At 50.2% G+C, this 14,137-nt stretch carries 7 protein-coding genes; all 7 read left to right on the forward strand.

Going from position 1 to position 14,137, the window contains the following annotated elements:
• The first annotated feature begins 1 nt into the window (after position 1).
• The 7 genes from B9Y93_RS13225 (at position 2) to cls (ending at position 14,063) form a co-directional block, all read left to right on the forward strand.
• The gene (locus B9Y93_RS13225) at positions 2 to 3,391 is read left to right on the forward strand and encodes a tubulin-like doman-containing protein (protein ID WP_085494884.1); all 3,390 of its coding nucleotides are present in this window, start codon (positions 2 to 4) and stop codon (positions 3,389 to 3,391) included.
• 2 nt (positions 3,392 to 3,393) lie between these two features.
• The gene (locus tag B9Y93_RS13230) at positions 3,394 to 5,865 is read left to right on the forward strand and encodes a transcription initiation factor TFIID (RefSeq protein ID WP_085494885.1); all 2,472 of its coding nucleotides are present in this window, start codon (positions 3,394 to 3,396) and stop codon (positions 5,863 to 5,865) included.
• 120 nt (positions 5,866 to 5,985) lie between these two features.
• Positions 5,986 to 7,269 carry a vWA domain-containing protein gene (locus B9Y93_RS13235; protein ID WP_085494886.1) on the forward strand — a complete coding sequence of 428 codons (1,284 nt, stop codon included), beginning with the start codon at positions 5,986 to 5,988 and terminating at the stop codon, positions 7,267 to 7,269.
• A gap of 12 nt (positions 7,270 to 7,281) precedes the next feature.
• The gene (locus B9Y93_RS13240) at positions 7,282 to 7,917 is read left to right on the forward strand and encodes a beta-mannanase (protein WP_085494887.1); all 636 of its coding nucleotides are present in this window, start codon (positions 7,282 to 7,284) and stop codon (positions 7,915 to 7,917) included.
• Between the two features lie 9 nt (positions 7,918 to 7,926).
• Positions 7,927 to 9,186, forward strand: coding sequence for a hypothetical protein (locus tag B9Y93_RS13245; protein ID WP_176228924.1), 1,260 nt, complete (start codon positions 7,927 to 7,929; stop codon positions 9,184 to 9,186).
• Positions 9,187 to 9,188: 2 nt separating this feature from the next.
• Positions 9,189 to 12,113 carry a GAP1-N2 domain-containing protein gene (locus B9Y93_RS13250; protein ID WP_085494889.1) on the forward strand — a complete coding sequence of 975 codons (2,925 nt, stop codon included), beginning with the start codon at positions 9,189 to 9,191 and terminating at the stop codon, positions 12,111 to 12,113.
• A 438-nt stretch (positions 12,114 to 12,551) separates the two neighbouring features.
• Entirely contained in the window at positions 12,552 to 14,063 is a 1,512-nt protein-coding gene (cls, locus tag B9Y93_RS13255) for a cardiolipin synthase (RefSeq protein ID WP_085494890.1), read from the forward strand.
• Positions 14,064 to 14,137 lie beyond the last annotated feature (74 nt).

The raw sequence follows: 14,137 nt of genomic DNA on the forward strand, positions 1-14,137 counted from the left end.
TATGAAACCAATCGTAAGAGAGCATATCCAGCAGCTGGATGTCTCCCTTGGCGGAGGCATTGTCAGCGAGAAAATACGGGTCGACACGATCGACAACCCGATCCTAATTATCGGTCTTGGGGGGACCGGAATCGATGCGCTGCTGCGTTTGAAATATCAGATCAATAGACGCTTCAAGCTGCCTGAGGACCCTTTGTCCAAAAAGAAGCTGGAGAAGCCCAATAACGTGGAATTTCTAGCTTTTGAGACCAATGAGCAGGACAAAGGCAAGCGATATAAAGGGATTGGGCTCGACCCGATCAATGAGTTCGTGCTGCTGTCGAATGCGGAGATTGGGGGACTGCTTCAGAATCGGCGCATCCTAGAGCCATACATTACGGACTGGCTTTCCCCTGAACTCAGCATCACAGATGGCATGAACGGTGCCGCAGGGGTTCGTCAGGCTGGGCGACTGCTGCTCTTTACGAAGATTAATCAGGTTGTACAGGCAATCGATAAGAAGATCAAGACGTTATCCGTAGGAACCAACAAGAAGCTGATGGTATTCTTGCTGACCGGGTTGTCCGGCGGTACTGGAAGCGGCTGCTTCCTTGATATTTCCTACATTGTGCGCGGCATTATTGAACGCGACTACGGCTCTGCTGGGATTGATCGCGTTAACACACTTGGCTATCTGTTTACGCCGGATGTGAACCTGTCGAACAAGTCTCTAAGCGAGCACACGCGCGAGTATATCAAGAAGAACGGCTACGCAGCGCTCAAGGAGCTCGACTACTGGATGAACGTCGATAGCCGCGGGGAGCGATTCCAGCAGCGCTATGGCAATATCCTTACGGTGAATTCACCGCTTCCTCCGTTCAATCTATGCCATCTGATTTCGGCTACGAATACGGAAGGCAAGCTGCTTGAAAGTGCGTATGACTACTGCATGAACGTAACAGCAGAGAACATTACGAACTTTATGGCGAGCGAAGAGAAGCAATCAGGCGAGGAATTCGCGATTCACGATTATATCAGCAATATTCGTACGAACATCGCACAGATGAATAAGATGTATCCAGCCAATTATGAATACAACATCATTGGTGCATCTTCTGCCGTTCTTCCGATCGAGGAGATGACCACATACCTGGGCTACCGCTTATTCAACAAGATGGAGAAGATGTTCGTCAAGGCGCCGTCCCAAGAGGATGTCGAGAAGTTTGTGCGCAAGCTGGGACTTGATCTGGATACGATGATTAAGACGTTCGAATCCCGTGTGCCTGAACCGCTGCCGGGCTTTGAGAACAGCGAGCGCTTATCCTACAGCAACGTTGTGAAGATGCAAGTCGTGAATATGGATACCGAGCTTGAGCAGGGCTTCCTAACTCGTGCCCGTGAAGAATACATTAAGATGAAGAAGCAGCTTCCTGGCGAGATCATGGATCAGTTCGCCGATCAGCTTCGCCGCATGTTCCTTCATCCAGAACAAGGGCCATTCTATGTGTCCCGCATGATCCATACGGAGAAAGGCTTCTGTATTCTTAAAATGCTGCTCTCTTATATCGAGACGCTGCGCGAGAGCCTTCATCGCATTCCACGAGATATCGAAGCGGCTGCCGACCAAGCGGATCAGCGTCTTGGCGATGCGAAGAGCGCCTTTGTGTCGAAGGATAAGAAGAAGAACTTCTATATTGAAGCCAAGATCAACGAATACTGGCTGCGTGCCGATGTGGAACGAACCGAGCAGATGATCGAGTTCTACGAAGATCTATATCAGCTCCTGAACAGCGAGAACAACCGCATTTATAGCGTATTTACAGAGATTCTAAATGCACTGAACGGCATCTTCGAGAAGAATGGCGACATTCTCATTAACGGAGATGAAGAGCTTGATCATAAAGGCAACAAGACGTACTACTGGAACATTGTCAGCGTTCCGGATGTAGCGAAGGTCATCTCCAAGGTGATGGAGCAGAAGGAAGTCGATGATCTCATTCGCGACTTTACGCTTGAGCTCTTGAACCACTCGAACCAGTGGGTGAAGGAGCAGGAGATTGATATTGTAAGCTCTATTTCCGAATTCCTGACCGAGAAGTTTGGTGATCTGATCACGCAATCGATGGAAGAATTCCTCATTATGAAATATGGCGATGAGGAACCACTTGAGAAGTTTGTTGAACGCAAGATCGCAAGCAAGCTGGATGACGAAGCTGTAGCGGTATTCCACCTGAGCAACAGCGCAGGCAACCTGCACTTCCCATCCTGGGGCTTCGTGTCGGTGCCGGTGCAGGCGCCAAGCATCTTGAAGGGGATCAAGAACTATCAGAATAATGCAATCGGCAAGTCGAACTTTACGATCAAGGAAAGCCAAGTCAAGAACCGAATCTTCTGGCTCAATACGAAGAATGGCGTACCGCTCTTCGTGTATACGCCGCTTAAAGTGTATGAAGAGAGCTATGAGCGCACGATTCTGGACAAGGAGGGCATTGGCCGCCATCTTGTTCAAACAGAACGCGAGAACTGGACCTACCTGCCTTCTCCAATCCCAGAGAAGTCGTGGGGTGACACGTATCTGAATGAACGTGTTCAGCGTTACAATGCACGCGTGCGTGATGAATTTAAGAAGGCGCTGCAATACAAGGTTGTAGTAGAGAAGCACATTGATGAGAACACCAGCAACCGCTATGCGCTGACGACAACGAAGCCATTTGATCTCGCAGCCTTCTTGGAGGGCTATGACCTCTCCCTTCACACGGCCAAGCCGAACCTTGGCGAGGTGAAGCGTGCTGTAATCGATATGAAGCGCTTGTTGGCAGAAGGGCTTGAGTCTGCTGAGACCAAGGATATCTTCGGCAGCATCAATGAAGAGATGGCCAAGGAGAACCTGATCCGCACACCGAAGGGCATTGATCGCATGCGCCAGGAGCTTGGCAAGTATGAGGCTATTGCTGCGAAGGTAGCAGAGCTTGAGCATTTGCTTGGCCAGCATCAGGATGAAGAGAAGGTGCTGGATCAATTTATCGAGGCCTTGTACACGGCAACGATCACGAAGAAGGGCGCTCTCTTTGTCTACGACAAAGACGAAGAGGAAGAGGCATGGGAGCCATTCGCGAACGTGATGAAGAGCCGTGACTTTGTTGAATACGAGGTGTTCCAGGTCTTCAGGGAACTGGACGAGAAGCGTCGCAGCACCTTGATGCGCAAGGCTAGCCGCCGGGACAGCGAACTCACGGCATCAGAAGATGTATCGGTGCTGCTGGATCGCCTTGGCGACATGTATGAGACATTCCTTGAGGCTCGCGACCGCTTGGAATATGAGAAGATTGAGCTTGAGTATGGAGAGGATGCATATCGCTTCTACAATGAGGTTACCTCGAAGCTCCATGCCATTCGCAGAAAGTTGAGATAATCATGAGGACGCTACTGGAACGATTCGCAGCACAATATGCATACGAGGAAGACAAGCTAACCGGGCACGATGATGACCAGAGCAGCATTCATTATCCTTCCGTCTATCTCTTCATTGGAGATAAGACCGCATCTCTGATACAGCCGATGATGGACATTCATCATCGGCTGTGGGAGAACAGCGCCGGTGTCATGTATGTCCAGATCGGGACAGAACGGCAGCATACGGTGGTAGATAGACATCCTGCGGCGAATCACTCAGCATACGAAGCATCTCGGGATGGCTTTGAACACCAGCCATCTCACGATGCGGAGCATAACAACTTGGCACGCTCATCGCGCTATACTCGCATAGCACTGCAGGTGCAGGCGGAGCAGGAGAAGAGCAAGACCTATCGTCATGACTTGTACCAGGAATTGAGGCAAGATGCATCGCATCTGTATCAACTGAACCGCGCCTTGCGTCAGGTCAGCATGAACATAGCGGAATATGGAAGACTGTATGCATCCTTTGATCGCATTCATCTTCATGTCATTACGCGGGTCGATGACCCGCTTAATGTGTTCTTGCCAGAGCTTTCCGTACTCGCAAGCGCCATATTCGGCCAATCCTTCAAATCGGTGCAAATGGATCTGCACGTGCTCATTCGTGAGCGGGATCAGATCGAGTCATTTGGCTATACGAGCGCAGTCGGCATGGCCTTTATTCGCGAGCTGGAACAGATGCAAAGCTCGGATTATTCGTTTGAGGCGCTGCTGCATATGACAGAGGATGGCATTGCTATCCCAGTGAAGCATGAGAGCAGAGCCCTTTTTGACCTCGTATATGTCCTGTCGGATAAGGATGAGCGAGGAATAACCCTTGGTTCGGACGCAGAGGACGATGCAGAATTGATCTCGCATATTGCGCTTCTAAAAAACCGAAGACTGAAAGAGGATGGGCCTGATATCAATCGTGGCGCAAGTTCATACAATAACACCTCATTCAAAAATAACTTGCTGAATGAATCGGGTGTGCAGGGCTATGTATCCGCTGGTTTCTCGAAAGTAAAGCGGCCGAATCGATCCATTGCGCTTACGGTGCTCTATCATTTCTTCTGCGGACTTGAGCAAAGAATGTCGCAGCCGATTGATCGAAGCGTACAGGAAAAGCTCTCACTGCTTGGCGTTGACACGATGCAGGATACAGCATCTGTGCTGGCTTTGCTGCCTGATTCTAGTGCGATCGAGCATATGAATGGGTTGATGACGCATTCGATCAGCTATGGCGCTTTGAAGCGAATGACGTTGGCAGAAGCGGAAGAGGCCTTGTTTGGGCAAGGCTGCGCTCTTTATTTCAGAGAAAATGTAGAGCGCGAGGCAGAGCGGATACTCGGACAAGTCGATATTGAGTCTGAGCTTACTCGCGATCAGGCTGCAAGGCTCGCGCGATCTCCCGAGGTCAGCTTCTATCACTTGCATGTGTGGAGTGATGAACACATTGATCATGAAGGGGTTATGGGAGAGCTGCAAAGCCTGCAACGGGATAAGAGCAGGGAGCTTGTATCGCTGCAAGGGGAGCTTGAAGAGCTTTATCAGCTCCGTGTTGAAGATCTGTCCTTCCAGCGTCTCCCCTTGATGGACAAGCACAATATACGCAGCTTCATTCGTGCATTTTTTGATACGGTATATTTGAAGAAGCTTGAGATGGTGAGAAGGGAAGCAGAGCTTGCTCTTCTAAAGCGGTATGAGCGTGCGCTGATTCATATACACACGACATACAAGCATCAGGTGCGGCAGATGGAGGAGCTTCGACAAATGATCAAGGAGGCCGCTCAAGACAGCATCCGCCAAGCAGATGATTATATTGGCCAGAATCTAATGGCTTATTATGAGTTGGTGACCGCCGCTGCGATGGAGGACTTCGAGAAGAAGCGGGGCGCCTATGCTTTTTTCGAAGAGCGTTATGTTGGAGATGTTGCGGCACTTCTGAATGCTGGGCCTGATCAGCTGTTGAAGCGACTGGTTCAAGTATGTGAGCAGGAGATTCTGACGCAGCAGCCCTTCAAGCTGGCATTCGAAGAGGAACTGCTGCAGCGGGCAAACGTTGCCGTTGAATACCACAACAAAGAAGTGCTTGCAAAGGACGATCTGTTCAAGAAGCTGTATCGCACATTGGAAGATCATGCCGGCATTCGGATTCGTTTGCTGGACTATACGCATAAGCATCGCTATGAAGAGAAATATTTCTTCGGCGATACGCGCAGTGAATTCGTGCGATTTGCGATACAAGCAGATGAGACGAGCCGCATCTACAAGCTTGGCGCCGTACACGAGAATCGAAAGAGCGGTGTGGAGAAGCTGAATCTCATGGGCGGCTTCCAACTAAAAGACCTATTATTCTATCGCAATGGCAAAGTGTACTATGATTCCTATCAGGAGCATGGCTATGTCTTGCATGGACTCGATCCGAGCATGCTGCCTGAGCTAGAATAGGCTTGATCTTGTTGACCTTGTTGATCTTGTTGATCTTGTTGACCTTGTTGAACCGAAGCAGTGTTGCATGCAAATAGAGAGTAGACAAATTTGTACTAGGGGAGAAAGGAGGCATACGTTATGCAGCGTAAAATTAATGGCCTGCTCGTGCTGTTCAGCTTGCTTGGAGGAGCGCTCGGCTATGTCCTCGGCGAGATTCTTCTTCATCAATTAGAAGATAAGACCCCTCAGATTGTGAATGTGGGTTTGTATTTTGGAATCTTGGCACTGTGCATTGGGCTTGGCTGTCTGCTGGCGGAGATGATCTCTCCAAGGCTTAACGGCGCGTCGTGGCGTCAAATGTATATGGGCACCTCTTGGAAGCTATGGATTCCAGCTACGCTCGTGCTGCTGCTTGTTGCAGGGGCGGCGCTTGAGTTTCTATATGAGGTTGACATGGGCGGGCAGCGCCAGGTCCGCAATATCGTATTTGTCATTGATAATTCTGGCAGCATGAGACAGACGGACCCTGATAATGCGCGCTACGCGGCAGCCAAGAGCTTGATTGGCCAGATGGATTCGGCAAAGCAAGTATCGGTCATTTCATTTGGCAATGAGGCTGAAGTGATTCAGCCCTTCGTCAAGGCTCATGACCAGGATACGAAGCTAGCCATCTATGAGAAGATTGATGCGCTTGAGCCTACAGAGGATGGAACGAACATTGAAGGCGCCCTTAATCAGGCTATGCAGCTGATTCGGCAGGAGAGCACGAAAGGCACGCTTGTGATCTTGCTGTCAGACGGCGTTAGTGATGTGGATGTAGATAAGACGCTAAGCGATTATATCGATCAGCGCATTGCCGTCCATACCGTTGGGCTCAGCTTGGTTGATCCATCGGGCACGCGGCTCTTGGAGACAATTGCTGGCCGTACGGGCGGGCAGTATTACGATGTAGAGGAGGCAAAGGACCTGTCCTTGGTCTTCCAGCAAATCTACAATACCGTTGGGGAGCGTACCCTGCTGACCGAACGGACAGGCACGCTTGAGAGCAGCAGTCTGTATATGATATTGCGCATCGTGGCGCTTACGCTTATTGGCACATTGATCGGCCTTGCGCTCGGGATCATGTTCGACAACCGCTACTTGGCAAAAAGCTTTGCCATCGGCGGAGCGGCAGCAGGACTCCTTGCTGGCTGTCTGCTGGAGTTCGGCTTAAGCGGATCGCCTTGGCTAGATGGAATGATTCGACTGCTGGCAGCCCTTATTCTAGCGCTGATTATCTCCTTGTTTACGATGGTTGTACCAATCAAGGAGCATGGCGTGAAATCCTACTCAAGATCCGCGCGTCCAGGTCGTCAAGGGTCAGCTGCTCAAGCCTTTGATCAGCCTGACAAGGATCGGACAAGCAGAGGATTCAACAGGTAGGGGGCACACACGATGAGAATCGACAATCAAGCGCTAGAGTCCCGTCAGATTCGGGGGTTGGCAGGTAAGGTCAACGATAATCGCTGCACCTTGCAGTGGTTATGGCCGGCTGAGGTAGAGGCCGTCTATGTTCATAAGACACGGGCTGACCTGCCCCATGATGAGCCGGCGTCTTTGCAAGGCATGAAGCTGTACACGAAGGACGAGTACAAGGCGAATAATGGCTATCATGAACGCCTGGAGGATATCGGCGCGGTACGATACACCATTTACGTAACGGAGCTGTCTGCTGGCGAGACGATCTTGTATCGCCAGCAAGAAGGCTCTAATCAGCACACGGTTCGCGGCGCGAAGGCTAAGATCTATTATTCGATCCAGTACAAATCCGGCTTGTTCAAGAAGCATAAGACGGTCCAGATTCAAGTCATGAGCGAGGTGCCGCTTGCCAAGGACGTTCTATGCTATGTCAAAAAGCAGGGCGGGCCTCCAGCTCGTCTCGAGGATGGCACCTTATACCCCTTTGTCGAGGATTTCCCGCCAGGGCGTACAGTGCTTCCCGCAATCGAGATTGGAAAGGACGAGATGATTCGTCTTTTCTTTACAGATGGCCGCCATTACGGTCAGCTCTTTGAGCTGATACCGGAATAAGGAGGGAACATGGTGGGACTATTTGATTTGTTTAAACGAAAAAAAGATGAGGCGCCTAAGCCTTTGTTTTACGATATTGTATGTCCTTATTGCTTCAACAAGTTCTCCCCCGAGGAAGTCGTATTTCGTGCGGCTCACTCTCGGGAGGATGATGAGGATTATGCGCTGCAAGAAGACGAGGCGCTGAATCGGTATCGGGATCGGTTCGGTCTCGATACGGTCTATGAGATGGAAGCCGTATTGCGTCCACAGGATATCCCTGAGGAGCATCGCATCTATTCGGATCATGTGCTGGTAGCTTTGCATGATCGTTACGGGGTGACAACAAGGAAGCGGCTTTGCCCGCATTGCCACAATGAGCTTCCAGTGACAGCAGGCAAGGTGCCAAGCAATATCATCTCCATTGTGGGCGCTTCTCAGGTCGGCAAGTCGGTCTACATGACCTCGCTCATCCATACGCTTCAGCATATGACTGCGGATCGGTTCGATGCAGCCTGCATGCCGCTCACGACGGAGATCAGCCGCAAGTTCCGAACGATGTATGAGGAACCGCTGTTCGAGCGTGGAGACCTGCTTGCCTCCACTCAGAAGGAGAAGATGCAGGAGCCGTTCATCTTCCAGTTCGTGTTCCGGGATGAATTGAAGCCTCCGCTGACGCTGGTATTCTTTGATGTTGCCGGCGAAGGCATGGTGGATCAGGATTATCTTGGCCTGCATGGCCAGCATATTAAGAATTCGGCGGGCATTTTGTTTATGATCGATCCGCTGCAGATTCGCTCCATTCGCGAGAAGATTCGTATCAAGTATGGGGATCAGCCAGGCGAATGGACGCCGCAGTATGATGAGCCAAGGGATGTCGTGCTGACGCTCTTTGGCGACTTTATCGCCTACGAGGAAAGCGGCAAGACGGATATCCCTACGGCCGTTGTGCTGACCAAGAGCGATATGCTGAACTTCCTGAAGGAAGAAGACGGCGATTATATCAAGCCTAACAGCAACATGTTCAACAATGCTGTCCATGAGAAGTATTTTAATCTTAGTGAATTTGAAAATATTGATGGTGAGGTTCGACGGTTTATTGAGAAGGTGGATCGTCCGTTCAAAGGGACAATGGACGTATACTTTTCAAATGCGGCCTACTTTGCGGTATCTGCACTTGGTAGCAATCCGGTGAACCAGAAGCTGCAGGGCGTGGTTAGTCCGATTCGTGTTGATGAGCCATTCATCTGGCTTCTATACCAGCTTCAATATATTGAGGGGAGAGATTGATCATGCGCCCATCATCCTCAACATGGATTGAACAGCAAATGTATACAAGGGAGCGGCGCGGCATCTTCCGAACGAATGAGGGCTACGACACGGTTGCAGTATCAAAGGGACTTGATCCCAATATGGTCAAGAAGGTGCTGCATCCATTCTGTACTTACGATGCGCCAGCAGAGCTGACAGCATCAGGCGAGAAGGATGGAAGCTTGTACCCTGAGTCCATTCACTTGTACCATACGGAACAAGGCGCTAGTGTGCTCGGCCGCAGCATTTATCAGGCTCAGGACTTTACCGGCCTTCGCAGCGCCTTCTTCACCCATCATTATGTCATTCCTGCTGAGCGCAGCGAGGAAGTGGTCAACGGCTTCCGTCAGTGGCTGCATGCTGATTATGCAGCTCATTATGATATCGAAGAGGGAACAGAGCTTGCTCAGCTGCGAGACATCCCGGTCAAGCCAGCCGCTCAGGTACAGCCGTTAGAGCTGCTTAGCGAGCTTAAGATCGATGAGCGCATCTTTAAGCAGCTGTTGTTTGCGCTGACGAATGCCGCTACTGGCCGAAAAAAGGTCTATGTGGCATTGGATGTGCCGATTGACAAGCTTTCTGCTTACGCTGCTCGGTTGCTGGAGGTGTTGTTCCAAAGCCTCCCTTATGCTTATCGCCGCATGCTGGGCTTCATGACGTACAGCAAGGAGCCTGAGAGCAAGAAGGGCATTCATGTCATGTTCGTGGAAAAGGGCAGCCTTCGTGCGAATGATCGCAATATTGAGCGAGAATACATCTTTGATCTGGCCGCAGGGCGAATGATGAACGTCGATATCGAGCTGGAGCACCAGCCGTATTTGGAGTTTGCTTGGAAGCATCTGAATGATATAGATGCGCTTGAGGCGTTCTACCGCTATGCTGATCAGCTTCTTATAGGCACAGAACAGCATAAGCAGATTGCCCTTATAAGCTATCATGAGCTTTCGATCTTCTATCAATTGGAACAAGGCGATTATACGCTGTATGAAGAGCATAAGCAGCCTGTACTCCGGGCATTGCTCGGCCATATGGCCCAAGGGGAGATGACGACTGCGAAGCAGCGTCTGCATGCGCTATTTGCAAGACTAGAGGAGCTTGAGCTGGAGAATGTGAAGCAAGGTACGCTGCCAGAACCAGACTTGCTGGATGGCTTTAAGGATTACTTATACCAAGAGCAGGTGACAGAACGCGGGAAAGCGCAGCTTATTCCGCTGTTCATTCATTCGATACATCAAGCGGCAGTACAGAGCAACCATGCGTTGTCTTTGCGCTATTATGCCATTGTGGCCAGCCATCCGGAGCTAAGCCGAGTCTTTTTTGATACCGTCTTGAACCGAGGACTTGCTCAATCCTTATTTGAGCCCTATGTGGCGAAGCAGTTCCAAGAAGCCCCGCGAGCTGGCGATATCGTTGATCTCGTATGTGATTGGGGAACGCGTCATACCCAAGTGCTGAAGCTTGCTTCTTTCAGAGCGATGGCCCAGGAAGCCCTCATTCAGAAGCTTCGCAAGGAGAATGAGCCTGTCAAGATCGCGAATGCCATTCTTGAGCAGCTTCACCGCCTTCCTCGGGGACGGGATGAGGAAATCGAACTAGCGGATTCGGAGCTGATGGATACGCTGATATATGCGGTGAACTGCTTCTTGCTCTTGGAATCGGATCTTAAGCGGATCTCGAAGCAAGAGCTGCTGCAGATTGGCTTCTTGCAGCAGCCGAAGCAGTTCATCCAATGGGCCCGCCGCTTCGATGATCATGTCCAATCGAAGGCGGAGAAGATGGTGGCCTTATATGATTGGTTCCATGCATCTGCGCCTGAGGTGTTTGTGTTTGAGCGCTTGTCGCAAGAGGAACTAGAGGAGACACAGCAGATCGGACTGCGATTGCTTCAACAGGAGCTAAGCGAAGGGCAGTTTGCTCGACTTGTGCTGGCCTTCTATCGCGATACCGAATCCAGACAAGTGGAGTACGGTGCATTGCTCCAGTTTTTGCATCAGAGCGCGAAGAACAAAGAAGTCATTTATCAGTTCTTCCAATGGTCTGAAGATCATCATGACTTTGTCCGCTCGAAGAAGCCGTCTCCTGCGTACGCTGCAGCTTTGCTGAATTATTTTAAAAAGTATGACCGGGAAGCTTTTAAGCATCGCACGTATCGCAAGCATTACTTTGAGACAAGCTCGGTACTTGGACCCGTTTACCAAAAAGCGAAGGTAGAGCTGTCTTCGCCGCTCATGCGCCTGTTAGCGCGTAACAAGCGAGCTTTGTTCTCGCTCGTGGCGATTATAATCGTTGTTGGGGGGGCGCTGCTAGCCCTTCAAGCAACGGGCATTATGGGGGCAGATGGCAAGAAGGAAGCGAATCCGCCTATCGGGCAGGGCGACCAAACCACTAACGTGAAGCCGGAGATTCCTGTCTCGTCAACGCCAGTAACAACTGGAGTCATTCGGACTCCGGTCGATGGAGCTGAGAAGGAAGTGACCGTTTTAACCTTTTTCTTTGCAAGCCAGACAGAAGCTGACGGCTTTACGCCGGAGTCCATCATTTTGGACCCAGGGTCTGCTCAGCAAACGCTTGCGATCCTAAAGCGCGAGCCTTCTCTTGAGCAAAATCCGCTTGAAGGCGCTGACGAGCAGCAAGGAGACGCTTCTGAGGCCGGTAGGCAAGGTAAAGCATCGGATCAAGGGGATCAGAACGAAGAAGCGGACCCCTTGAATTCATCCGAGCAAGCAGATACATCTGCTGATTCGGATACAGACAAACAACAGAGCCAGACGGATGGGGCCAAGACGCCATCAGAGTCAACAGGGCCGTTTGAGGTTCGCATTTTGTTGACAGACAAGCACGACATCAAGGCTGGCACTGTCATTCAAGCGCAAGAAAAAAAATTCACGATCAAGGATCAAGTGTAAAAGCTCAAGTTCTGGATATCTAGATGCAAACAAGCATGAAGTCTATGTATAGAACGGCAGGACATTCACTTGATGGCGGCAGTGCTTGATGAAATGGCTTTTCCAGTCTGTTCATATGCTGTGAATACATGTTATAATGCAGAAACGCTTTTCACTCCTAACCGGGGTGCAAGGGCGTTTCTCTGTTTTTGCCGATGATCACGAAGGGAACACGCTTCATTCTGCGGTCTAATGGGTATAACATTCTGAAGACCAGCATACAGCATCCTTGCCGGCAGGTGGATGGTAATAGAATCAACATTAGGGCAAGGATATATACGAACCGATATATGTATGGACAAGATAGACAAAGAGTAGGTCCATGCCGCGATGTTCCTTCACGTTTCGTCAGCCATTGGATTACAGCGATACAGTTCTAGGGGAGAGAGGAAACAAATCATGAGAAGAGCGGTCCAGGTAAGCATTTTTGTTATCTTGCTCATGTTGCTCGGTTACTACGTGAATGACACGTTTGGCAAGTCCATTACTTGGGTGCTTAGTGTCATGACGAGTCTCGCGGTCATTACGATCGCCATCATTATCTTTATGGAGAACCGTCATCCCTCCAGCACGATGGCGTGGATTCTTGTATTGGCGCTGGTGCCGGTAGCGGGCTTTGTGTTTTATATTTTGTTCGGTCAAAATTATTACAAGCGTCGCTCCTTTGATAAGAAGAAAAGGCGGGATAAGGCGAGCTATGCCTTTGTAAGCAAGGATACATTGCCCAGTCATCCCGAGCTTACAACGTATACCGAGGACCAATTATTAATGCTTAAGCTGACACAGCGGATGAGCCGCTGTCCTGTCACCTTTAATTCAGAGACCGTTGTTCTGACGAATGGGCAGGAGACGTTCTCCGCCCTTCTCAATGAGCTTGAGAAGGCAAAGCATCATATTCATATGGAATATTATATTTATCGTGATGATGAGATCGGAAGAGACATCCAGCGCATTCTCATGGATAAGGCAAGAGCTGGGGTTGAGGTTCGCTTCATGTATGATGCGGTAGGCAGCATTCACTTAAAGAAGCCATTCCTTGAGGAGATGCGCAATGCTGGCGTCAAGGTCGCGGCTTTTGGACCTGTTAAGCTTCGCATGTTCTCCAATCAGGTCAATTACCGCAACCATCGCAAGATTGTCGTTGTGGATGGCTCCATTGCTTTTATGGGCGGCTTGAATGTAGGCGATGAATACCTGAGCCGCAGCAAGACATACGGCTTCTGGCGCGATACGCATATGCTTGTTCGCGGCGAGGCGGTACAGACGCTGCAAATGATCTTTTTGCAGGACTGGCGCTACCTGACGAAGGAGCATGTGATTGGCTCCAGATATTTTGTTGGCATTGCCCCGGATCGGGAGCACAAGGGAGCGGTGCAGATTATTCCGAGTGGACCCGATCAGGAGTTCCAGACGATGAAGAATCTGTTTTTCTCCATGCTGACCTCTGCCAAGAAGTCGATCTGGATGGCGACCCCTTATTTCATTCCCGATGAGGACATCTTCACGGCGCTGAAGGTGGCTGCCTTATCGGGCATCGAGGTTAAGGTGCTGTTCCCTGCGAAGCCGGACAAATGGATACCGTTTTTAGCCTCTCACTCCTACTTTCCAGGCTTAATTGAAGCAGGGGTGAAGATCTACGAGTACGAAAAAGGATTTTTGCACTCCAAGCTCGTAATTGTCGATGGAGAGATGGCCACGATCGGAACAACCAATATGGATATGCGAAGCTTCTACTTGAACTTCGAGGTGAATACCTTGCTCGTTCGCACTGAGAGTGTAGATCGTCTCATTCAAGACTTTGAGCGGGATCTGCATTCTGCAACGCGCATTCAAGAAGAGCAGTTTTTGCAGCGGAAGATGCGCATACGCTTTTTGGAATCAGCAGCAAGGCTGTTGTCGCCATTACTGTAAGGTTAATGCTTCATATTTTGTCTATTATAGGGAGACAATTGTCCGTTTGTTCAAAAGGGCAATTGTCTTCTTTT

Origin of the sequence: Paenibacillus aquistagni (genome assembly GCF_900177815.1) — a bacterium.
In the GTDB taxonomy this organism is placed as follows: Bacteria; Bacillota; Bacilli; order Paenibacillales; family Paenibacillaceae; genus Paenibacillus_B; species Paenibacillus_B aquistagni.